The 22,534-nt window shown below is 45.0% G+C and carries 16 protein-coding genes and 1 pseudogene; 4 read left to right on the top strand and 13 right to left on the bottom strand.

What is annotated here, in order from left to right:
* Window positions 1–11: 11 nt before the first annotated feature.
* The 5 genes from T497_RS0107335 to pflB are packed head-to-tail and all read right to left on the bottom strand — an operon-like array spanning window position 12 to window position 6,443.
* Entirely contained in the window at window positions 12–653 is a 642-nt protein-coding gene (locus tag T497_RS0107335; protein WP_037324622.1) for a formate/nitrite transporter family protein, read from the bottom strand.
* Window positions 646–1,395, bottom strand: coding sequence for a phosphotransferase (locus T497_RS0107330; protein ID WP_028515058.1), 750 nt, complete (start codon window positions 1,393–1,395; stop codon window positions 646–648). Before T497_RS0107330 ends, T497_RS0107335 begins: the two co-directional genes overlap by 8 nt.
* Before the next feature lie 14 nt (window positions 1,396–1,409).
* Window positions 1,410–4,046, bottom strand: coding sequence for a bifunctional acetaldehyde-CoA/alcohol dehydrogenase (gene adhE / locus T497_RS16160; RefSeq protein ID WP_037324621.1), 2,637 nt, complete (start codon window positions 4,044–4,046; stop codon window positions 1,410–1,412).
* 26 nt (window positions 4,047–4,072) lie between these two features.
* On the bottom strand, window positions 4,073–4,312 hold the full coding sequence (grcA3, locus tag T497_RS18915; RefSeq protein ID WP_028515057.1) for an autonomous glycyl radical cofactor GrcA3: 240 nt from the start codon (window positions 4,310–4,312) through the stop codon (window positions 4,073–4,075).
* Window positions 4,313–4,337: 25 nt separating this feature from the next.
* Entirely contained in the window at window positions 4,338–6,443 is a 2,106-nt protein-coding gene (gene pflB / locus T497_RS0107315; RefSeq protein WP_028515056.1) for a formate C-acetyltransferase, read from the bottom strand.
* A gap of 380 nt (window positions 6,444–6,823) precedes the next feature.
* Here pflB and T497_RS0107310 point away from each other — a divergent pair, with 380 nt between their 5' ends.
* Genes T497_RS0107310 through T497_RS0107300 form a run of 3 tightly spaced genes read left to right on the top strand, consistent with a single transcriptional unit; the run spans window position 6,824 to window position 10,924 of the window.
* Window positions 6,824–7,459, top strand: coding sequence for a TetR/AcrR family transcriptional regulator (locus tag T497_RS0107310; protein ID WP_028515055.1), 636 nt, complete (start codon window positions 6,824–6,826; stop codon window positions 7,457–7,459).
* The gene (locus T497_RS0107305; RefSeq protein ID WP_028515054.1) at window positions 7,449–9,191 is read left to right on the top strand and encodes an ABC transporter ATP-binding protein; all 1,743 of its coding nucleotides are present in this window, start codon (window positions 7,449–7,451) and stop codon (window positions 9,189–9,191) included. The genes T497_RS0107310 and T497_RS0107305 overlap by 11 nt, the downstream gene beginning before the upstream one ends.
* Entirely contained in the window at window positions 9,188–10,924 is a 1,737-nt protein-coding gene (locus T497_RS0107300) for an ABC transporter ATP-binding protein (protein WP_028515053.1), read from the top strand. Before T497_RS0107305 ends, T497_RS0107300 begins: the two co-directional genes overlap by 4 nt.
* A gap of 209 nt (window positions 10,925–11,133) precedes the next feature.
* On the opposite strand, the gene T497_RS16155 is transcribed toward T497_RS0107300, so the two are convergent.
* The 6 genes from T497_RS16155 to T497_RS18230 form a co-directional block, all read right to left on the bottom strand.
* Window positions 11,134–12,627 carry an ABC transporter ATP-binding protein gene (locus tag T497_RS16155; RefSeq protein ID WP_037324620.1) on the bottom strand — a complete coding sequence of 498 codons (1,494 nt, stop codon included), beginning with the start codon at window positions 12,625–12,627 and terminating at the stop codon, window positions 11,134–11,136.
* Between the two features lie 6 nt (window positions 12,628–12,633).
* The gene (locus tag T497_RS0107290) at window positions 12,634–13,338 is read right to left on the bottom strand and encodes an energy-coupling factor transporter transmembrane component T (RefSeq protein ID WP_028515052.1); all 705 of its coding nucleotides are present in this window, start codon (window positions 13,336–13,338) and stop codon (window positions 12,634–12,636) included.
* Window positions 13,335–13,925 carry an MptD family putative ECF transporter S component gene (locus tag T497_RS0107285; protein ID WP_028515051.1) on the bottom strand — a complete coding sequence of 197 codons (591 nt, stop codon included), beginning with the start codon at window positions 13,923–13,925 and terminating at the stop codon, window positions 13,335–13,337. The genes T497_RS0107290 and T497_RS0107285 overlap by 4 nt, the downstream gene beginning before the upstream one ends.
* A 39-nt stretch (window positions 13,926–13,964) precedes the next feature.
* Complete coding sequence (locus T497_RS0107280; protein ID WP_028515050.1) at window positions 13,965–15,701, bottom strand: ABC transporter ATP-binding protein; 1,737 nt, start codon at window positions 15,699–15,701, stop codon at window positions 13,965–13,967.
* An 8-nt stretch (window positions 15,702–15,709) separates the two neighbouring features.
* Window positions 15,710–17,473 (bottom strand): ABC transporter ATP-binding protein, encoded by a 1,764-nt coding sequence (locus T497_RS0107275; RefSeq protein WP_028515049.1) that lies wholly within the window; start codon window positions 17,471–17,473, stop codon window positions 15,710–15,712.
* Window positions 17,474–17,551: 78 nt separating this feature from the next.
* Window positions 17,552–19,453, bottom strand: a complete 1,902-nt coding sequence (locus T497_RS18230) for a GLUG motif-containing protein (protein ID WP_051530568.1) — start codon at window positions 19,451–19,453, stop codon at window positions 17,552–17,554.
* Window positions 19,454–19,731: 278 nt separating this feature from the next.
* Between T497_RS18230 and T497_RS0107265 the strand changes: the two genes are divergently transcribed.
* Entirely contained in the window at window positions 19,732–19,920 is a 189-nt protein-coding gene (locus tag T497_RS0107265; protein ID WP_028515048.1) for a hypothetical protein, read from the top strand.
* Between the two features lie 93 nt (window positions 19,921–20,013).
* Here T497_RS0107265 and eno read toward each other — a convergent pair.
* Window positions 20,014–20,712: pseudogene (gene eno / locus T497_RS16145) on the bottom strand (phosphopyruvate hydratase); the annotation flags it as partial.
* 488 nt (window positions 20,713–21,200) lie between these two features.
* Complete coding sequence (locus tag T497_RS0107255) at window positions 21,201–22,532, bottom strand: ATP-binding protein (RefSeq protein ID WP_028515047.1); 1,332 nt, start codon at window positions 22,530–22,532, stop codon at window positions 21,201–21,203.
* Window positions 22,533–22,534 lie beyond the last annotated feature (2 nt).

Below are 22,534 nucleotides of genomic sequence, written 5' to 3'. Positions count from 1 at the left end.
ATACGGAAGTATCAAGATGAGGTTATCTTTTTTACGAGGGGCATCATCATGCCTCCTATGGCATTGCCTGCCGCGACTGTCAGTATATACGGCATATCAATTGGAAAAGTTCCTGCCATAAACATATAAAATGTATCTGCGATTGAATGATTGAAGCCGCAGATTATGAATATCATCACAGGTATGGAAATTCCTAAAACCAATGATATATCAGCATTTCTTTTTCTGCATTCTTTAGCATTGTCTACTGCAAGATACATGAGCATTCCGCAGAATGCTCCGAGGATAAGCTGACTGACGATAGTATCGCCTGTCTTTGCGGTCATGCACAGCTCGGCTTTTTCGCAAAGCGTCTGCGAGAACCTCGTCTGCTGTAACATAACTGCTGCAAATGCAGTACCTATGGCATTTCCGATAAGCGTGACGATGACTTCGATGATATAAACGGGAGAGTTTTCGGGGATATACCCGACTTTTCCCGTATACAGAGCAAATCCTCTCTGAACTATAGTGAAAAGTCCGAAGCTGAAAAGAAAGCTGCCGATTATCTTATTTTCGCACAGCAGATACACCGCACCGCCGACGCTTATCATAATGCCCGAAAGCACTGCATTCAAAATAAGAACAACATATTTCCCGGCGTTTTTACTCATAATCGACCACATTCACCCACGAAAGGAGAATGTCTTTTTCCTTGTCTTTTTTCTTCACAGATTGCGAAGCTGCAACTATGGGCATCCAAGATTGAACATATTTCTTTGCAGTTGCACTCTTCTTGCAGAAAATATCAAGGTACTTGTCTGCGCCTGCGATATTTCCCTCAAGGCAGAAAGTGAGATACGTTCTTGCTGCGTCTGCCGAAGCATTGCCCTGAGTAGCATGAGCCCAGTCGAGGATATATGGCTTGTTATCGGGAGTTATGATTATATTTGAGGGAGTATAGTCGCCGTGACAGAGCTTGTTGTGCTTCTTCATACCGTCAAGACGGGTGTGGAGGTCGTATTTTGTGGTCTCGTCAAGGTCGGTAAGGTCTATCTTGCGGTTCATTTTGTCTTTCAGACGACTTAAAAGCGGACAGCTTCTTGACTGGATATCAAGCTGTATATCCACGAACATTTCCATATATTCATCATACTTTTTCGGATTTGCCGCAATAAGGTCTGATAGCCTTTCGCCCTCGATAAACTGAGAAACTATAGCCCACTTTCCGTCAATGCGTGTTACCTCGAAAAGCTCTGGTACATTCAGTCCCGTTTCCTCAACTCTTGCATGGTTGAGAGCTTCATTGAGAACGTCGGACTTTGAAAATACCTCGTCAAACAGCTTTATGCACTTGTTTCCGTCGCGGAATATTTTCTTGTTTATTCTTTCTGAGATACAATTATCAAGTTTCATAGCATTGTCTCCTTTCAAGCCTTTGGATACTCTTTTTCGGTGAATGTTCTGCCGTAATAAGCGTTGAGGTATATCTGCTTTATCTCGCTGAGAAGCGGATAACGGGGGTTTGCACCTGTGCACTGGTCATCGAATGCGTTTTCTGTCATTTCGTCGAGAGTAGCCATGAAATCCTTTTCGGAAACGCCGTAATCTGCGATAGTATCCTTTATGCCTATCTTATGGCGGAGCTCTCTTATAGCGGCAATAAGCTTTTCAAGCTTGTCCTTTGAAGTCTTTCCGCCAAGTCCCAGATAGTCCGCGACTTCTGCATAGCGTTCAAGAGTATGAGGGTGGTCATACTGAGGGAACGTACCCATTTTTGCAGGAGTTTCCGCCGCGTTGAAGCGCAGTACATCTTCGATAACGAGGGCGTTTGCGATACCGTGGGGGATATGGTGATAAGCTCCCAGCTTATGGGCAAGGGAGTGGCTTACGCCGAGGAATGCGTTTGCAAAAGCCATACCAGCCATTGTTGCGGCGTTAGCCATTTTTTCTCTTGCTTCGGGATCGTTGGGACCGTTGTCGTAGGCACGGGGGAGATACTCGAATATTATTTTCAGAGCCTTTAGTGCCAGACCGTCTGTGAAGTCTGTCGCCATTACAGAGGCGTATGCTTCGAGAGCGTGAGTTACCGCGTCTATGCCCGAAGCAGAGGTAAGTCCCTTAGGAGCGCTCATGTGGAGGTCGGTGTCGATTATTGCCATATTCGGCAGGAGCTCATAATCAGCAAGGGGGTATTTTACCCCTGTGCTCTCGTCGGTGATAACTGCGAAAGGGGTTACCTCGGAGCCTGTTCCCGCAGATGTGGGGATAGCCACAAAATATGCCTTTTCGCCCATTTTCGGGAAGGTGTAAACTCTCTTGCGTATATCCATGAAGCGCATTGCCATGTCCGCAAAATCAGCCTCGGGGTGTTCATAGAGAACCCACATTATCTTTGCGGCGTCCATAGCAGAACCGCCGCCCACTGCGATGATAACATCGGGCTTGAATACGGATATCTGCGCTGCACCTTCCTTAGCGCAGGCGAGAGTCGGATCGGGAGCTACATCAAAGAATGAAGAGTGCTGTATGCCCAGCTCGTCAAGCTTGTCCGTTATGGGCTTTGTGAAGCCGTTTTCGTAGAGGAACTTATCCGTTACGATGAATGCACGCTTCTTGTCCATAATGGTTTTCAGCTCGTCAAGTGCTGTCGGCAGGCAGCCGCGCTTCATGTATATCTTTTCGGGAGCTCTGAACCAAAGCATATTTTCTCTCCTTTCGGCAACTGTTTTGATGTTGAGCAGATGCTTTACTCCGACGTTTTCGCTTACGGAATTTCCTCCCCATGAGCCGCAGCCGAGGGTAAGGGACGGAGTAAGCCGGAAGTTGTAGATGTCGCCTATACCCCCTTGGGATGATGGAGTGTTTACAAGTATACGGCAGGTCTTCATTCGGCTGCGGAATTCTTCGAGCTTGTCCTGCTGTGTGATAGTGTCAAGATAAATTGATGAGGTGTGACCGTAACCGCCGTCGGCAATGAGCTTTTCGGCTTTATTGAATGCGTCGTGTATATCCTCCGCCTTGTACATTGCAAGGACAGGGGAGAGCTTCTCGTGAGCGAATTCCTCGGAAAGCTCTGTGCTGACCGTTTCACCGATGAGTATTTTTGTGCCCTCTGGAACTTTAACCCCTGCAAGCTCTGCTATTTTGCAGGCGCTCTGTCCGACTATCTTAGCGTTGAGAGCTCCGTTTATAAGGATAGTCTTACCGACTTTTTCTTTTTCGGCTTTTGTAAGGAAATAGCAGCCCCTTGCGGCAAATTCAGCCTTGACCTTGTTATAGATATTCTTGTGCACGATAGTCGACTGCTCTGAGGCACATATCATGCCGTTATCGAAAGTTTTTGAGTGGATAATTGAGTTTACCGCAAGTATGATATCCGCGGATTCGTCGATGATAGCAGGAGTGTTTCCTGCGCCTACGCCCACAGCAGGCTTACCGCTGGAATAAGCAGCCTTTACCATTCCGGGACCGCCTGTTGCGAGGATAATATCAGCCTCCGCCATAACAAGATTGGTCATTTCAAGGCTGGGAACGTCGATCCATGAGATTATTCCCTCGGGAGCTCCTGCCGCAACGGCTGCTTCAAGAACGATTTTTGCCGCCTCGATAGTGGACTTTTTTGCTCTCGGGTGAGGGCTGATAATTATTCCGTTTCTTGTTTTCAGCGCGATGAGGGACTTGAAAATAGCTGTAGAAGTTGGGTTCGTAGTGGGGATAACAGCCGCGATAACGCCGATAGGTTCGGCAATCTTAGTTATTCCCGAAGCCTTGTCCTCCTCAATGATACCGCAGGTCTTTACGTTTCTGTATGCGTTATAGATATACTCGGACGCATAATGGTTCTTGATGACCTTGTCCTCTACAATGCCCATGCCTGTTTCTTCCACTGCAAGCTTTGCAAGGGGTATCCTGCTTTTATTTGCCGCAGTTGCAGCTGCAAGGAATATCTTATCTACCTGTTCCTGAGTGAATGCCGCAAACTGCTTTTGCGCCTGCCTTACTTTTTCGATTGCTTTTTCAAGCTTTTCCGTGCTGTCAACTATTTCATAATTCTTTTTATTCATATTTACCTCCGTTTTGATTTTTATTATCACAGATGTGAATGGAATGTACGGGAAATAACGTCGTCCTGCTGCTCTTTGGTGAGCTTTACAAAGTTTACTGCATAGCCCGAAACTCTTACTGTGAGCTGTGGGTACTTCTCAGGGTGAGCCTGAGCGTCAAGGAGAGTTTCACGGGTGAAAACATTTACGTTGAGGTGGTGTCCGCCTTTTTCAACGTAGCCGTCAAGAAGCTCTATAAGGTTGTCTATCTGTTTTTCATTATTCATAAAATTCCTCCTTTTATACTCCGTATCAGATTTGTTTTTTGAGCTTGTCCAGATCAAGATCTCCGGCGAAAACCTCCATGTCCTTACCGAGAGCATTTGGAACTATGGAGAAGGTATTGGAGATACCGTCCTGTGCGTGTCTGAAAGGCAGTTTAGCTACAGACGAGAGCGAAGCTACAGCGCCGTGAGTGTCTCTGCCGTGCATCGGGTTAGCTCCCGGAGCCAGCGGAACTCCCTGCTTTCTGCCGTCGGGAGTATTTCCTGTTTTCTTGCCATATACGACGTTTGAAGTAATTGTAAGAATTGACATTGTGGGCACACTGTCACGGTAGGTGTGATGCTTTCTTATGCAGTCCATGAACTTGCGGACTACAGTTACCGCTATCTGATCGACACGGTCGTCATTGTTGCCGTACTTCGGGAAGTCTCCCTCTATCTCATAGTCGACTACCACGTTCTTTGCAATGCTTGTAACGTTGCCTGCCTTGTCCTTTATTTCGATATCCCTGCGGATAGGTTTAACCTTAGCATACTTTATTGCTGAGAGTGAATCGGCAACTACCGAAAGTCCTGCGATACCTGTTGCGAAGTAACGCTTTACATCACGGTCGTGGAGTGCCATCTGAAGTCTTTCGTAGCTGTATTTATCATGCATATAATGTATAACGTTCAGAGTGTTGACGTAAAGTCCTGCCAGCCACTCCATCATATCTATGTACTTTTCCCATACATCGTCAAAGTCAAGGTACTCACTGTCAACAGGTCTGAACTTCGGACCAACCTGTATGCCGAGGCGCTCGTCCACACCGCCGTTTATAGCGTAGAGCAGACACTTTGCAAGGTTTGCTCTTGCTCCGAAGAACTGCATTTCCTTGCCCACTACCATTGAGGATACGCAGCAGGCGATAGCATAGTCGTCGCCGTGAACTACTCTCATCATGTCGTCGTTCTCATACTGGATAGAAGATGTTTTTATCGACATCTTAGCACAGTATTCCTTGAACTTCCTCGGGAGCTTTGTTGACCAGAGAATAGTCATATTCGGCTCGGGAGCTGTGCCAAGGTTCTCCAGTGTGTGGAGGTATCTGAAACTGTTCTTTGTAACGAGGTGGTGACCGTCAACGTCAACGCCGCCGATAGACTCTGTTATCCATGTGGGATCACCTGAGAAAAGCTCGTTGTACTCAGGAGTACGTGCGAACTTTACGATACGGAGCTTCATAATGAAGTGGTCGATTATCTCCTGTGCCTGTTCCTCGGTGAGAATACCCTTGTCAAGGTCACGCTGAATGAATATATCGAGAAATGTGGAAGTACGTCCGAGAGACATAGCTGCGCCGTTCTGCTCCTTGACAGCAGCAAGGTAGCCAAAGTACAGCCACTGAACGGCTTCCTTTGCGTTAGCCGCAGGTCTTGAGATATCAAAGCCATATATCTTGCCAAGCTCCTTGAGGTCCTGAAGTGCGCGGACCTGCTCTGCAAGCTCCTCGCGGAGACGGATATTCTTTGAAGTCATTCTCACAAGAGAAGTATCAATCTGGTGCTTCTTGTCCTCAATAAGGAGGTCGATTCCGTAGAGAGCAACTCGTCTGTAGTCGCCGATGATACGGCCTCTGCCGTAAGCGTCGGGAAGTCCTGTCAGAATAGCCGAATGACGTGCAAGTCTCATCTCGGGAGTGTATGCGTCGAATACGCCCTGATTGTGAGTTTTTCTGTACTTGGTGAAGATCTCAACTACCTCGGGATCTACCTCATAGCCGTACTCCTTGCAGGCCTGCTGAGCCATACGGATACCGCCGAAGGGCTGCAATGCGCGCTTGAAGGGCTTGTCTGTCTGGAGACCTACTATCTGCTCCAGATCCTTATCGATGTAGCCAGCACCGTGTGAAGTTATTGTTGATATGATCTTGGTGTCCATGTCGAGAACGCCGCCTGCTTCGCGCTCCTGTCGGGATAAGTCCATGACCTTGTCCCAAAGCTTTTTTGTTGCTTCCGTAGGGGGTGCGAGGAAGCTTTCGTCGCCCTCATAAGGAGTGTAATTCTTCTTGATGAAATCTCTGACGTTTACAGAAGTATGACTCCAGCGCCCCTCTGTAAATCCGTCCCATTCCTTTTGCCATGCGTTGAACATTATTGAATCGCCTCTTTGTTATTTTTTTATCAATGTTATAATACCACATTGATAAAGTTTTGTCAATATATGTTAGCTATGGATAACAAAACGAATTGATAATTATAGTCTTCTTCAGTTGTTTTACCGAGAATAATAACAGGAGAGTCCTTCATTATAGCTCTTGCAATGGAAATACGCTGTTTCCACCGCCGAAAGGCTTGCACTGCCCTCATCGATAACCGTATCATATCCGTCGGGCAGGCTCATTATAAAGTCATTTGATCTATGGTGTTACATAACGAGACTGAGTATTTATTCTTTACTATTGACAAAAATGTTAGTATATGATAAAATGATAATTGGATTATCGATAATTCAAATATCAAAGGAGCGAAGAAATGTCAACACCTGATACAAGTATTGATCCGCGATTGCTTGCAAGTGCGGAAGAAGAGTTCAGTAAAAATGGATTTATAAAGGCCGAGCTCAAAACTATATGTGAAAATGCAGATATCACAACAGGAGCGCTATATAAGCGATACAAAAGTAAAGAGGAACTTTTCTGTGCTGTTGTCAGCGGCATAGTGTATGAACTTAACGCTTTTGTAGACAGCAGATCGGATATCGATTTTTCTGCACTCAGCAATGAAGATATAATTACGTCCTGGACTATGACGTATGAGAATTTTATCCCGATGTTCAAGCTGCTTTATGACAACAGAGTCACATTCACCCTGCTTATTGATAAAGCGGCAGGAACAAGATATGAAAATTTCAGTCATGAATTTGTGGCAAAGCTTAGTTACGCCTACGAGAAATTCTATGACGAAGCTAAAAAACGCGGACTCGCAAAGGCTGATGTTACACGGGAAGAATTCCATGTTCTCATTTCCTCATACTGGACCTGCGTATGCGAACCTTTTATCCATAAGATGTCATGGAAGAAAATACAGGAACACTGCCGCGTAATGTGCAGATTTTTCAACTGGAGAGACGTTATAATTATAGAAGGAGGAAAAGACAATGTTCAGTAAGATCAAGCCCTATATGGGCAGATATATCAAATATACATATGCGGCACTGGCGACAATGTTCATAGCACTTATCGCATCAGCTGTACCTTTTTTTCTGATATATCGTATCATTCAGCCGTTGCTTGATGGTAAAAAGCTATCAGCAGCGTATTATACAGGTCATATCGTTTTAATTTTTATATGTATGTTAGTATATGCTATCTTATATATTCTGGGGCTTAAGTTCTCACATATTGCAGCATTCAATACATTGAAAAATCTCCGTATTTCATTGCAGAAAAAGCTGGAACGTCAGCCGCTTGGCACGATTCAGGATATGGGAAACGGTAGGATAAAAAAGCTTTTTACTGATGATATTGATCAGGTCGAGCTACTGCTTGCACACGCTATACCGGAGGGAATAGCAAATCTATCTATGGCACTTATCGCAATAGTTTGCATGTTCTTTGCCAACTGGAAGCTTGCACTGCTGTCCCTTTGTTCTCTGCCGTTTGGCCTGTTTGCAATGGGTATGATGTTCAAGGCCGGTATGGCGAAAATGAACGATTACTATACTGCCGCCGCAAAGATGAATTCAACGATCATAGAGTATGTAAATGGTATGGAAGTCGTCAAGGTTTTCGGTCGGGACGGAGAATCCTACAAGCGCTACGAGAGCGATATCAAAAGCTACAGGGATTTTACCCTTGCGTGGTATAAAAATTGCTGGCCGTGGATGGCACTTTACAGTGCTCTCATACCGTGCGTGGCACTAGTGATGCTGCCTGTGGGTACGCTGATGATCATAAACGGCTCGGTTACACTGGCAGATCTGGTGCTAGTGTTCTGTCTGACGCTGTCTATAGGTGTGCCGCTGCTGAAAGCGCTGAACTTTGCAGGCAAATTTCCGCAGCTTAATTACAAAGTTGATGAGATTGAAAAGGCTATGGATAACGAACCATTGCATTCTAACGGCAACTCGTTTACAGGCAGTTCGCATATCGTACAATTTGATGACGTTCGCTTTGCCTATAAGGAACAGGAAGTTCTGCACGGTGTTTCATTGGAACTTGGTGAGGGGACGCTCACTGCTCTGGTGGGGGAATCAGGCAGCGGCAAATCTACCCTTGCAAAGCTGCTGGTGCATTATTACGACCTGAACGGCGGAACAATCACACTTGGCGGTCAGGACATCACGGATATGAGTATTGAAGCGCTGAATAACAATATCTCCTATGTTTCTCAGGAACAGTTTTTGTTCAATACAACGCTCTATGAGAATATCCTCATAGGTAATCCCGAAGCAAGCCGTGAAGAAGTATTGTCAGCGGCAGAAAAAGCACAATGCGTCGAGTTTCTCAGACGTCTGCCGAAAGGTATCGACACAATGGCAGGTGACGGCGGTAAAATGCTTTCCGGCGGCGAACGTCAGCGCATATCTCTTGCGAGAGCAATACTGAAAAATGCTCCTGTAATCGTCCTCGACGAAGCAACGGCATTCATAGATCCGGAGAATGAGGAAAAAATGAATGCTGCTATTGCTGAGATCATCAAGGGCAAAACAGTTCTTGTCATCGCACACCGCCTGCAAACTATAGTTAATGCTGACAAAATATGCGTGATGAAGAACGGAAATATTATCGCCGCCGACACACATGAAAAGCTTCTGCAGAGCTGTGATGAGTATGAAAAGCTCTGGAACAGCAGTGAAGCAAGAGCGAACTGGATTATCGGAAATGAGGTGAGAGCATGATAGGTATGATAAAGCGAATCCTTGATGTTTCAGGAAAATACAAGGGTAGGATATACGGAGCAATGGTTCTGTCATTTTTTAAAGGTATGCTGATGAAGGTGCCTGCGATTGCAACATTTCTGATCGTATCTGCTTTCATTGACGGCAAGCTTTCAAAGAAAGCCTGTGTTTATGCAGCTATTGCGCTTATGGGCAGTGTAGCAGTACAGGCACTATTTCAGAATATCGCCGACAGGTTACAGAGTGCAGCGGGATATATGATTTTCGCGGATATGCGTATGAAACTGGGCGAGCATCTCCGCCGTATGCCAATGGGATTTTTCACCGAAGGCAACATCGGACGCATCAGCTCAGTGCTGTCAACGGATATGGTATTCATAGAGGAAAACTGTATGGCAGTTCTTGCGGATATGATGAGCTATTTGTTCTCGCAGATAATCATGATCGTGTTCATGTTCTTCTTTGACTGGCGATTGGGATCAGCCTCGCTTGCAGTTACATGCTGCATGATGCTGCTCGGCAGAGGAATGATAAAAAGCGACCTTTCACACTCAAAGGAAAGACAGGATGCCGCTGAGACACAGACCGAAGCGGTACTGGATTTCACTGAAGGCATCGGCATAATCAAGACCTATAATCTGCTCGGTGAAAAATCAAAGGAGCTGACAGACAGCTTTGAACACAACTGCAAGGTCAACCTTGAATTTGAGGAGGAACATGCTCCGTGGGCGCGCGGAGTGAACATGATATACGCTGCGGGTACTGTGTTGGTGCTGGCACTTTCGTCATTCTTGTATTTCAAAGGAGCTATGCCTCTGAATTACTACATCGGTATGCTGCTGTTTCTCTTCGATCTGTTTGTTCCAATCAAGACCTTCTATGATCAGGAAGCGAGGCTGACGGTTATGAGTGCCTGCATGGACAGAATAGAGGCTCTGTTTGCTGAGAATGAGCTTGATGACAGCGGTACACAAACGCTGACGGACAGCATTGCACCAGAGATCGAATACAAAAATGTGACCTTTGCTTACGATAAAAAGGATGTCCTCAAAGACGTATCCTTCAAAGCTGACAAGGGTACGATGACCGCACTGGTCGGACCGTCCGGCGGTGGAAAATCCACAATTGCAAGTCTGCTGGCACGGTTCTGGGATATACAGTCAGGTGAGATACTGCTGAGAGGTACAGACATCCGCAATATACCACTTGCTACGCTTATGGATAATATAAGTATGGTTTTCCAGAGGGTTTATCTGTTTCAGGATACGGTCTATAACAATATCGCTCTCGGCAGACCTGATGCAAGCCGTGAGGAGATCATTGAAGCAGCGAAAAAGGCACGGTGTTATGATTTCATTATGGAACTGCCCGACGGTTTTGATACCGTCATCGGTGAGGGAGGAGCTTCGCTTTCGGGCGGTCAGGCACAGCGCCTTTCTATCGCAAGGTGTATCCTCAAGGACTCGCCGATTGTCATTCTTGACGAGGCGACTGCAAGCGTTGACGCCGACAACGAGAGCTATATCCAGCAGGCTATCTCGGAGCTTTGCAAAGGCAAGACTTTGCTTGTAATCGCACACAGGCTCAATACCATTGTCGGTGCAGACAACATCATGGTCATCAAAGACGGAAAGATAGGTGAGTCGGGCAGTCATGACAGCCTTATGCAAAAGGGCGGCATTTATCATTCTATGGTGACAAAACGAGCAGTCAGCACGGGCTGGAGAAATTAAAAGGAGAAAAAATTTACTGAAAGCGTTAAAGACGAGGTGATGCGTAAGAATGGGACGTCGTAGCCTGAAACTGTAAGTGACTCTTATTTAGATTCTTATAAAGATACTTCTGACCATAGACAACGATCCACCTGTATCAAATAATGAAATCAGACAGAAGTATAGAAAAGCCCGTCCGAGTTTTCAAAACTCAGGCGGGTTTTCATTTATCATACTTTACGGAAATACTTGATACGTCCATTTTCAAGGCACATCAGGTACTGACAGCACAATGAAATAAGTTCGGGATCGTGAGTAGAAACAATCACTGTTTTTCCTCGTTCTGCAAGCTTTCGCAGCAGACCGCCGACTATTTTCATGTGTCTGTGGTCAAGTCCCGAGGTAGGTTCATCGAAAAGAAGTATTTCAGCATTTGCGGCAAGTGCTGAGCAAATAGCCGTGCGCTGTTTTTGTCCGCCGGACAATGCCATCGGGTGAGTATTTTCGAAGCCTGCCAAGCCAAGCTCAGCTATCAGTTTGTCCGCATACTCCTTATCCTCGCTTTTCATTGACAGCAGCACTTCCGCTTCAACGCTGTCCGTGAAAAGCTGGTGATTTACGTCCTGCATGACCATGTAGCACTTTTTCAGTATGCCTTTGCCAGAGATGCTTTCATTATCAATGTCAAGTTTTACGGGACAGCTTTTTTCAAGTCCGCATAGACAGCGCAGAAATGTTGATTTTCCCGCGCCGTTTCTTCCGATAAGGCCTGTAACGCTGCCCTGCGGCAAACGCAGTTTGGGAATGGAAATGGTGTATTTATCGGAACTCTCAGCAGTGAGCTTCTTTCTGAAAAGCACATATTTCTGCGGCTTATAGGTAAAGTACATATCCCGTATAGTGACCGCTTTTTCAAAGGTTGTGTCGGAGCTTCTGCTTTCTGGAGAGAACATCTCTCCGCCGAATTCGCGTATGTACTTTTCTTCCAGTTTTATGGGACGCAAGCCGTATTGCTGCAGCTCCTCTGATGTCAGTGAACTGAATTCATTTTTATTCCATTCGTGTACTATTTTTCCGTTTTCAAGAAAAACAACGCGGTCAACAAGGTCTTTCAGATACCATAATCTGTGTTCAGAAATGATAATAGTTTTTCCGTTTTCCTTCCATTTGCGGATAACATTTTTCAGCTCGCCGATTGCTTTCCAATCGAGATTAGAAGACGGCTCGTCAAGTATGATGATTTCGGGCATCAATGCAGATACACTGGCGCAGGCTATCTTTTGTTTTTCACCGCCTGAGAGCGCAAAAAGACTCTTTTCAAGCAGAGCTTCAAGTTCAAGTTCATTTACAACTTCAGCCTTTCTGCGGCATATTTCCGCAGGCGGCAGTCCGATATTTTCCGTACCGAAGGTTATCTCACCGTCAGTATCGACTGCAAAAAACTGACTTCTCGGATTCTGGAACACAGTTCCAACCACGCTTGCAAGGTCGTAAAGCTCAGTTTGGGCAATATCCCTGTCGCTTACAGTAACGCTGCCCGACAGCTCCCCTTTGTAGTAATGCGGAATAAGCCCGTTGATAAGCCTTGTTATGGTAGTCTTTCCGCAGCCCGAAGCACCGCAGAGCAGAATGGTCTCGCCGTCCTTAATACTCAGTGAAACGTCATGCAACCCTGCTTCTTCCGAGCCCTTATACTGAAAATCCACATTTTTTATCTCTATCATATACTATCACCTGAAATACTTGGCTGTGATAAAAATAATAACGCTCACCGCAAATATCCCTATCATAATGAAGTCCGTCGCTTTCATTTTCAGCTCATAGGGGCTTGTGCGCTTTACGGGCGCTCCAAGACCTCTTGTTACTGCCGCCGCAGACAGCTCCTCGCCTATGCTTATGCATGAGAACATCAGCGGTATCATACGGTATTCTATCATCTTCGTGACCTTTCCGCCGCCCAGTGATATCCCGCGCATTTTCATAGCGTCGTTTATTGAAGAATACTCCTCTTTTATGGTCGGGAAGAAGCGCATAACAACTGCAAGTGAAATTGATATCCCGTCGGGAACGTGCATTTTCTGCATAGCCGACATGAATTCGCCTATCTTTGTTGTCCTTATGACATACCATGCGGTTATCATAGCAGGCAGGAACTGGGCTACTATTCCGCAGTAACCCACAAGTATGGCGGAGAATATGCCTGTGGAACTTTCCGATATGCAGTATTTCAGCAGAAGTAAAGCGGCTCCGTAAAACACCGTAAAACGAAAGGCTGAGGCGTATTTCCCTTCTGTTACCAGCAGAAGTATGGGTATCAGAGTTACCATAATGCGTATGCTCCATTCAAGGGGAGTTATGGCATTTACCATGACGATAAATGATACCGCAAATATCATAAAAAGCTTTGTGCGCGGATCAAGGCTTATTTTTATCATACTATTCCTGCTTTTTCAAAGTGTTTTTTTACAACTGCCTTGCCGAGAAATGCGCCGATGACTCCGAAAACAAAGCAGAGAATAAGCAGTACACCGATAGTCTTTCCGTTTATGGCTCTGAACAGATTATCGCAGTATTCTGCGGAATATCCTCCCTCAAGCATATTCTTGCGGTAGTCCTTTGCTGTGACGATGACAGGGAAGTAATTAGCGCATATCCACAGGCAGAATACTCCGTGACTGATGGCGATGAGCTTGAAGCTCTTATAATTGCCCTTTTTAGCAAGCAGGTCGGCAACAAAGCCGGCTGCGATTATAAGCGGTCCGCCGAGCCAGCCCATACCTGTCACGAACATGACAATTGCGATTAGTACGGACATGATAGTCAGCATACCGAACTTCTCTATCTTGGTATAAAACAGCATCATTGGTATCGAGCCTACCAGCGGTATCAGCACCACATAAGCGGCGACGATATACGGGTGAATAAAGCCCAACATTCCGCAGGCGAACTCAACTGCAATAATAAGTGCAGAAAAAATGCCTATTGTAATAAAATCCTTTGCTTTAAGTTTCTTGTCGTTCATTTTAAAACCTCCTGAATAATTATAAATATTGCTTTCTGCTTAGCTGAAAGCCCATTTCTGATCCTCTATCTGAGTTTTTACCATTTTGGCAAATATGCCGTTCTTCTGCATAAGCTCCGTCGGCTTGCCCGACTCCTTTACGACGCCGTCTGACAGGACAACTATCTTGTCTGCTCCTGAAACTGTTCTCATCCTGTGAGCAATTACCATGACGGTCTTGTCCTTGATAAGCCGTGAAAGAGCTGTCTGTATTGCGGTTTCATTCTCCACGTCAAGGCTTGCAGAAGCCTCGTCAAGGAGTATTATGGGAGCGTCCTTGAGGAATGCCCTTGCAATGGAGATACGCTGGCGTTCTCCTCCCGAGAGCTCGCTGCCGTTTTCGCCTATAACAGTATCATAGCCCTGCGGCAGGCGGCTTACGAACTCCTCGCAGTTGGCAAGTCTTGCAGCCTCCATGACTTCCTCGTCAGTTGCGTCCTTTCTGCCTATGCGGATATTGTCCATTATGCTCTGATTGAACAGGGTAACGTCCTGAAATACAATAGAATAGGCAGAGAAAAGCGTTTCAGGATCAATTTTTGAGATATCCATGCCGCCGAGAGTAATTTTTCCGCCAGTAACGTCCCAGAACCTTGCCGCAAGCCGTGAAACCGTTGTCTTACCACCTCCAGACGGACCTATCAAAGCTGTTACCTCGCCTTGCTTTGCAGTAAACGATACATCGTCAAGAACTGCCGTATCGTCATTGTATGCAAATGAAACGTGGTCGAATGTGATATCATAACCCTTGTTCGTCATCTGCTCGGAGCCCGTCTGAACCTCATGTGAAAGCACCTCGTCAAGTCGCTCGCACTGTACCGTTGTTGCGATTATAGCCGCAAAATTCTGCAGAGTTATCTGCATAGGATCATAAAGTCTCGATACCAGCATGAGGAACATGAAAAACGTCAGCAGGTCGATAGTTCCCTTTGCAAGCAATACTCCACCTACAAGGGCAGTAGTCGCTATGCCAAGCTTTAGAATAATCGCTGCCGAATTTACGCATACCGCAAGCTTCAATTCCGTGAAAAGGGCTTCTTTTTCCACTTTTTTGATCTTGACGTCAAGTCCCTCCATATAGCTGTCCTGTGCGTTGTTTGCACGGAGGTCGCGGACAGCTTCAAGGCATTCCTGTATGCCGTCTGCAAGCTCCAGTTTAACGCCGTTATTCTTCCTGACAGCTCTTTTCTGATAGCCTGCCGAAGCCCATACAAGCAGGAATGAAGCAGGTATCACCCAGAAGCTTGCCAGAACCATGCGCCAGTCAAAGAAGATGAACATGCTTATTCCCACAAGTGAAGTTGAAATTATCGCACCGATAAGCTCGGGTATCCAGTGGCTGGAAGCCGTCTCGATCATAGCGCAGTCCGCCATGATAGTTGTTGTCAGGTCAGCTATATTCTTCTTGCCAAAATAGGAAAGTGGCAGCTTTCTAAGCTTTTCCGCAAGAGAAGTTCTTCTTATACCGCTTTCCTTGTAGGTAGAAAGAAATGTAGCGTTGTACTGGATAAAATTCGTCAGTGCGATAAGTGCAAGAACAATTATTGAGGCAATCACATAAAAGGGTATGCGTTCCTTTGTAAGATTATCATTCAGCATATCCTTTATCAGCGTGTACAGTACACCCGCTGTCATCATAAAGGACATATTCGTGACCGTAACGCTGATGCAGGCTTTTACCATATCAGCCGCGCCCTCACGGGAAAGGGCGAATGTATGCTGTAATTTTTCAATTATCTTCACTTTCATGCACCCACCTTCCAGTTTATAGAGCGGCTATATTCGTCAAACATCTGCCTGTAAAGTCCGTTTTGCTCCATGAGTTTACTGTGAGAGCCCTTTTCGCAGACGCTGCCGTCTTTCAGTACATAAATGCAGTTGGTGTTCACAACTGTACTTAACCTATGAGCTATCATGATAACGGTCCTGCCCTTTGCAAGCTCGCCGAAAGCCGCCTGCACTTTGTTCTCGTTGTCGGGATCGGCAAAGGCTGTAGCCTCGTCAAGAATGATTATAGGAGCGTTTTTCAGTATAGCTCTTGCAATTGATATTCTCTGCTGCTCACCGCCTGAGAGATATATGCCCTTTGCACCGATGACCGTATGTATGCCCTGCGGCAGCTTTTCGATGATATCCGTGCACTGAGCTGTTTCAAGAGCCTGCATTACCTCTGCTTCTGTAGCTTCGGGACGGGCAAGACGCACGTTTTCAAGTATCGACGCTTTCAGCAGGCGGCTGTCCTGAAAAACGAACGATACCTGCTTCATAAGCTCCTCCTGCGGGATATTACGGATATCCGCGCCGCCTATGAGTACAGAGCCCTCCGTAACATCAAAGAAACGTGCGATAAGCTCCGCGGTTGTGGTCTTTCCTCCACCCGAAGGACCGACAAATGCGATGTGCTCGCCGCTGTCGATTTTTATATTCAAACCCTTTACGGCATAATCCGCAGAATCCTTGTATCTGAAGCTTACATTTTTAAGCTCCACAGAGTTATCTTTGGGCAGCTCCACTTTTTTTGCTTCCGCAAGCGGCTGTATATTGAGGATACTATCCATGCGCTTCAGTGCGTCTACGACCACCATTTCTTGCTCTCCCGAATAGGCTATTTTTGTTAGAGTAACTGTCAGAAGCGGAGTTACTATGATGTAATACATCACGTTGAGTATCATTTCCGAGGTAACGCTGCCCTTTGAAAGCACATAAGCTCCGAGAACAAGAAAGGCAAATACCGCATTTATGCAGGTCATAAACATGGTCATAGGCATACGGAGCATCAAAGTATATGCAGTTACCCACTTGCTGTAGCCGTCGATAGCCTCCTTGAAGCGACGGAATGAATGTACGGACTGACCAAACACCTTTACAACAGGCACTCCGCGGACGTATTCCGTAGCTTCGCTGCTCATGGTATCAAGTGCGTTTTGGTACTCTGCCATTTTCTCCTGCATTCCCTTGCCCATCATGCTCATCATAAAACAAAAGCCGATAAGTGCAGGGATAAGGCAGATAAGACCGAGTTTCCAGTTGAACGCTCCGAGAAGTATCAGCAATCCCACAGGAGTAGCCGCTGCAACAGCTTTATCGGGAAGATTGTGTGCAATGAAGCTCTCCGTTGCGGCAGTTGATTCATTGACGGTACGGCGTATTTTACCCGTTCCGTCCTCGTCGAATACTCCAAGGGGCAGAGTAAGGATACGGCGCATAAGTCTGCTCCTCATATTAGCCTGAACACGGAATGCCGCGATATGAGTACACATCAGGGCGGCAATGTAAACAAGCAGAGCTGCCACGGTTATGCCTACTGCCTGCCATGCTATACTTGCGATCTTTGATAATTCCTCGCCCTTTACAGCTATACGGATTATCTTCCAAAGATCGTAAAAAGGAACAAGTCCCATAAACGCACTGACCGCCGCAAGTATACGTCCGATAGTGATAAGGTGTCGATGTCCGCCTGCATATTCGTTCAGAATTTTCATTACTTTAGGGTTGCTTTCTGTTTTCATGCTTTCCTCCGTTCGTAATCAGATAAAAGAGCTTATACTTCCGCATAAGCTCTTTTATCGTTTATAATATCCTTTAGGTCAGGCTGCTGATTTTTCTTCCTCATTCTCTCCCTGATCGGCACTTTCGTACATCTTATCGGTCTTTCCTATTTTATCTGTAAGTTCGGAACCATCATATGTAATACTTGCCTCACAGCTTTCGATAACGCTGTTCTCAGCACGGCCTGCAACTGCGCCGGGAGTTACTGCACCTACTATTTCACCATTCACAGAGCAGTCAATTATCTTGAAAGCAGTTTCTTCTCCGTAATAATAAAGTCCAGTACCGATAAGTCCTCCAACATGAGTTGCATTTGGCACGTTCATTTTCACAGTGACCTTACAGTTTTTGATAATACCGGGATATTCATGGGTTTCAATACCCTCAGTTTTAAGGGCTACATCACCTTTTGAATGTGTTCCGCTGTATCCGCAGAGACCGCCGATAGCGTGACCGCCCTTTGCTGAGATTATCTCAACATCTGCCGTACAATCGCTGACACTGTCCATCATTTCAAGGCAGCCTGCAATGCCGCCAAGACCTACTGGTTCATTGCCCTCTGCAACGATCTTTCCCTTTGCTGTACAGTTTTCCATGGTACCGCCGAAGCTTCCTCCTATGATAAGACCGCCGCACTCCGCAACATCACACTGGATTATCCTGCCTGATGAGAAATCATTATCGCCGAGGACTTTTACCGTAGTGCCGTCCACCTTACAGTCGTGAACGTGCTTTGTAGAACCGCCTGCAATACCGCCTACAGCATTTACACCTGCAATTTCATTTTCGCCTGTAAGGACAACATCGTGTATTTCACCCATATTGTAGCCTACAACGGCGCCAACAGCCATTGAAAAAGTATCAGTGCATTTGATATTGATATTTTCGGCAGTAAGATTCTTTACTTCGCCAAGATTCATACCGATTATGCCTGCACCGCAAACAGGAGTATCAGTTGTATATGTTACGTTTGATATCTTGTGTCCCTGACCGTCGAACACGCCCTGAAACATACAGGAATGATCTTCCATGTTCTCAAGATTCATTGTGCCGATAGGAGTCCATTCAATATCAGTGCAGTCGATATCATTGGTAAGTACAACAGTTTTCCCTGCATATCCGTCCTTTGAACCGTCAGAGACGCTCTTTGCAAAGGCTGTGAGCTCCTCGGCAGTTCCTATTTCAATCTTATCACCGCTTTCCTGTTCAGCCATTTCGGAAAGATTTTCCTCGGCGAAAAGTGCAATACAATCGGTGATGAGCTTTTCATCACAATCAGCAGGTATACCTGCTGCCAGCCAGTATGCGTAAGCGCCCTTGTTGTACTCCGCAAGTGCGTCTATATCACTTCCGTAACGGAATTCAATGTGATATGTTGTAGCAGGAGTATCGGGCATCATCAGAAAGTATCTGAACTCGCCTGCGTCCTTATCTGAGGTCTCATAGAGATAACCGTCCATCATGCCACCTAAAGAAAAGTTCTTAACGAATTTATATTCGTGCTCGAACACCTTTTTGCCGCTGTCATCAAGTCCTGAGATATTGCTGCCGTTAAAAACGAACTGCTTTACGCCGTTAATGAAAAAGCAGTCGAACTGAATATTTTCAGTGTTTGCATAAGCTTTTATAGCTTCTTCGCCATAAACATTACCCGTACAGGATTTTTTCAGCATTTCAGCTGTACTTTCAGCCATATCCTTGCCTACGAATTTTCCGCAGTTATCGAGCCATACCTGATCGTATTTTGGATCGCAGATAACAGTAAAAAGCTCGTCATAAGTGCCCTTTACATCTTCAAGAAGCTGATCCGCAGGCGAAAGCTTTTCGGCTACAGTCGTTGCCTCTGTTTTAACAGAGTCAGAACTGCTGCTCTCAGAGCCGCAGGCACATAATGATACCGCCATTGCCAGAACTGCTGATATAGTTAGTAATCTTTTCATTAATATTCTCCTTCTGTTATGTTAAACTAACTAAAATGTCAAATAATAAGCAAAGAGCTTATTACCGCTCCTTGCTGTATTTTCGCCGTTGTATATATTATCACAGAGTTCTTCTAATGTCAATATAACAAAATGAAATTTGTTATACTATACAAACAATTATGATTATGATTTGAATTTTTTATGGGTTACAACCTTGTTATAAACTCTTTATATTTGTGCGCAATATTTGTGCTCACTACGGAAGGCTTTATAACGTCAATCTCGTCAAAACTCCTATGCTGTACAAGCAGTACGGCAGCGATCTGAATGATCTTGCAGAGTATAACAAAGGCGCTTACGCTTACTGGCTTGCGGCTGGCATTTCTGCAAACTGCGGTGAAAAGATGATAGAAGATTGTATCAGTCTTTTTGTTGAAGAAAACCTTTCCGAAACAAGTGAGGAAGAAGAAAAGCCGGCTGCATAAGATAATATTAAGTATATCTAAAAAGTGTGATAAAAAACTCGCCTGCATTTGAAAAACAGGCGAGTTTTGTTATGGAAGGAAGGTTCATCCGGATTACTTTTTAACGTTGAATGCTCCCATGCCGGGATAGCAAGCGGAAGCTCCGAGTTGCTCCTCGATGCGGAGAAGCTGATTGTATTTTGCAACACGCTCTGAACGTGAAGGAGCTCCTGTCTTTATCTGGCAGGTGTTAAGTGCAACAGCAAGGTCAGCGATAGTAGTATCTGCAGTCTCGCCGGAACGGTGAGACGAGATAGCTGTATATCCAGCCTTGTGAGCCATTTTGATAGCTTCGAGAGTTTCTGAAACAGAGCCAATCTGATTCAGCTTGATGAGTATCGAGTTTCCTGCGCCGAGAGAGATGCCCTTTGCAAGGCGCTCCGTATTAGTAACAAAGAGGTCATCACCAACAAGCTGTACCTTATGACCTATCTTCTGTGTCATTCTCTGCCAGCCTTCCCAGTCTTCTTCGTCGAGTCCGTCCTCGATTGAGATTATAGGGTACTTGTCAATAAGGCTTTCCCAGTGAGCGATAAGTTCATCTGATGTGAATTCCTTGCCAGACTTTGGCTGCTTGTAGAATCCCTTGCCTTTTTCGCTCTTCCACTCAGAGGAAGCAGCATCCATAGCTATCATGAAGTCCTTGCCGGGCTCGAAGCCTGCTGCCCTGACAGCTTCGAGTATCTTCTCGATAGCTTCTTCATCAGATGTGAGCTTATTGGGAGCAAAGCCGCCCTCGTCGCCTACAGCTGTAACGTCGACCATATGAGAAGAAAAGACCGTGAAGTGATTGATTTTAGAAAGACCTCCTTGACATAGTTCATCTGAAATAAAAAAAGCTCCTCAGCGACCTGTTTTCATACAGGCTCAGTGAGAAGCGATGTGCAATATTCAATTTTTAGGCATAAAAATAGCGGACAGCGCTTCTGTTATGAAACACCGTCCGCTTTTGTCCATTATTCAGTTTGCTTGTCAACAGGCTTTCTACCGTTTGTTTTAGGGTTTCTACCAACCTTGACGGCGGTAGAATTCTACCAGTTTTTCTACCAAAAATCTGCATTTTGATGATTTTTCAGAAACAGCGCAGTTACGCAGTTTTCCATGTTTCTACCCTCAAAAATGCTGATTTTACGGTGATTTGGTAACACTTGGCGATAGATTACGATAATTGGCGATAAAGTGGTGATACTATACCACAACAGTGCGGTTTAATCAAAAGCTTTATCTCAGCTTACTATTGATTACAAAAACGGAGTCATATATATTGGCAGACAGAACAAATCATGGTCCTTGCAATAATCCTTTGTATATATAAGATATTTCCATAGTATCCTGTTTGAATATTTCTCTGAAAATTTATCCATTGAAGTATGAGATTTGTATCCCGATGATTTCACCTCTATTGGACATATCTTATTCTTCCGTGCAAGAAGAAAATCTATTTCATAATTATGACGTGACTCTTCGTTCATAAATGTATGGTAAAACAGCTCATTGCCGTTTGCCGTCAGTATCTGTGCAACGATATTTTCATATAAATAGCCGAGATTGGCAGACAGTTTATCACTAAGCAGTTTTTCATATATATCATTTTCAGTAAAATCTCTGTCTTTAAACATCAATGTCGTAAACAATCCTGTATCACATATAAACATCTTGAATTTTGTCAGATCTTTGTTTGATGACATACCTACATTAGGATCATTCGCATGATATGAAACGAGAACTGTTCGTGAATCCTTCATTTCCGCAATGAGCTGAAGAACGTCTTCTGCACGAGTATTGCCGCTTAACACACTGCTGACCTGATACCGAGATGCATTTTTATTGAGCTGTGCAGGTATGGACTCAAACATCAGCGAAGCTCGTCCTGTTGGATCAATCTTCATAAAATCGTCTTTGTAAAGATTGAGGATATCCCGTTTTACCATATCCACCATTTTAAAATTATTGGTTGTGATATACTCGTTTATTGCCTGCGGCATACCTCCGACAAGCATATACAATCTGAAGCTGCGTAAAATCTGACGGTTCATCTGCTGCCCAAGAGGCTTTCCCATTTCATAGAATTTTCTTATCAGCTGATAGCTTGTATTATCGCCTACAGCCCACAGGAACTCCTCGTAATCCATAGGATACATATTTATTCTGCGTTCTTCGCTTGGGATAACTATGTTGCTGACATTCTTTTTTATGGATATAAGAGAGCCTGTTTCAATGTAATCATATCTATGATCTTTAACGAGATGCTTTATCGCCTGACGCGCAAGCGGACAACGCTGTACTTCGTCAAATATTATCAGGGATTTTCTTTCAATCAAGTCGACCTTGTACTGTAACTGCAACTGTAAAAAAAGATAATCAAGGTCTGAAACATCTTCAAACAACTCTATAGTAGCCTTTGAAGCAATAGAAAAATCGATGATGATATAACTTTCGTATTCGTTGCTGCCAAATTCTTCGGCAACCGTAGACTTACCTATTCGCCTTGCGCCCTCTATAAGAAGCGCAGTTCGTCCATTTGATTCACGCTTCCATTCCAACAATTTATCATATATTTTACGTTTAAACATTA

Origin of the sequence: Ruminococcus flavefaciens MA2007 (assembly GCF_000621845.1) — a bacterium.
Taxonomy (GTDB): Bacteria; Bacillota; Clostridia; order Oscillospirales; family Ruminococcaceae; genus Ruminococcus; species Ruminococcus flavefaciens_E.
Note: the sequence above shows the minus strand (reverse complement) of the source record. Positions and strands in the feature narration are given on the sequence as shown.

What these genes read in the sequence shown, in the direction of transcription:
- T497_RS0107335 (WP_037324622.1), bottom strand. Translation starts at nt 653, where the DNA reads ATGAGTAAAAACGCCGGGAAATATGTTGTTCTTATTTTGAATGCAGTG.
- T497_RS0107330 (WP_028515058.1), bottom strand. Translation starts at nt 1,395, where the DNA reads ATGAAACTTGATAATTGTATCTCAGAAAGAATAAACAAGAAAATATTC.
- adhE (WP_037324621.1), bottom strand. Translation starts at nt 4,046, where the DNA reads ATGAATAAAAAGAATTATGAAATAGTTGACAGCACGGAAAAGCTTGAA.
- grcA3 (WP_028515057.1), bottom strand. Translation starts at nt 4,312, where the DNA reads ATGAATAATGAAAAACAGATAGACAACCTTATAGAGCTTCTTGACGGC.
- pflB (WP_028515056.1), bottom strand. Translation starts at nt 6,443, where the DNA reads ATGTTCAACGCATGGCAAAAGGAATGGGACGGATTTACAGAGGGGCGC.
- T497_RS0107310 (WP_028515055.1), top strand. Translation starts at nt 6,824, where the DNA reads ATGTCAACACCTGATACAAGTATTGATCCGCGATTGCTTGCAAGTGCG.
- T497_RS0107305 (WP_028515054.1), top strand. Translation starts at nt 7,449, where the DNA reads ATGTTCAGTAAGATCAAGCCCTATATGGGCAGATATATCAAATATACA.
- T497_RS0107300 (WP_028515053.1), top strand. Translation starts at nt 9,188, where the DNA reads ATGATAGGTATGATAAAGCGAATCCTTGATGTTTCAGGAAAATACAAG.
- T497_RS16155 (WP_037324620.1), bottom strand. Translation starts at nt 12,627, where the DNA reads ATGATAGAGATAAAAAATGTGGATTTTCAGTATAAGGGCTCGGAAGAA.
- T497_RS0107290 (WP_028515052.1), bottom strand. Translation starts at nt 13,338, where the DNA reads ATGATAAAAATAAGCCTTGATCCGCGCACAAAGCTTTTTATGATATTT.
- T497_RS0107285 (WP_028515051.1), bottom strand. Translation starts at nt 13,925, where the DNA reads ATGAACGACAAGAAACTTAAAGCAAAGGATTTTATTACAATAGGCATT.
- T497_RS0107275 (WP_028515049.1), bottom strand. Translation starts at nt 17,473, where the DNA reads ATGAAAACAGAAAGCAACCCTAAAGTAATGAAAATTCTGAACGAATAT.
- T497_RS18230 (WP_051530568.1), bottom strand. Translation starts at nt 19,453, where the DNA reads ATGAAAAGATTACTAACTATATCAGCAGTTCTGGCAATGGCGGTATCA.
- T497_RS0107265 (WP_028515048.1), top strand. Translation starts at nt 19,732, where the DNA reads ATGCTGTACAAGCAGTACGGCAGCGATCTGAATGATCTTGCAGAGTAT.
- T497_RS0107255 (WP_028515047.1), bottom strand. Translation starts at nt 22,532, where the DNA reads ATGTTTAAACGTAAAATATATGATAAATTGTTGGAATGGAAGCGTGAA.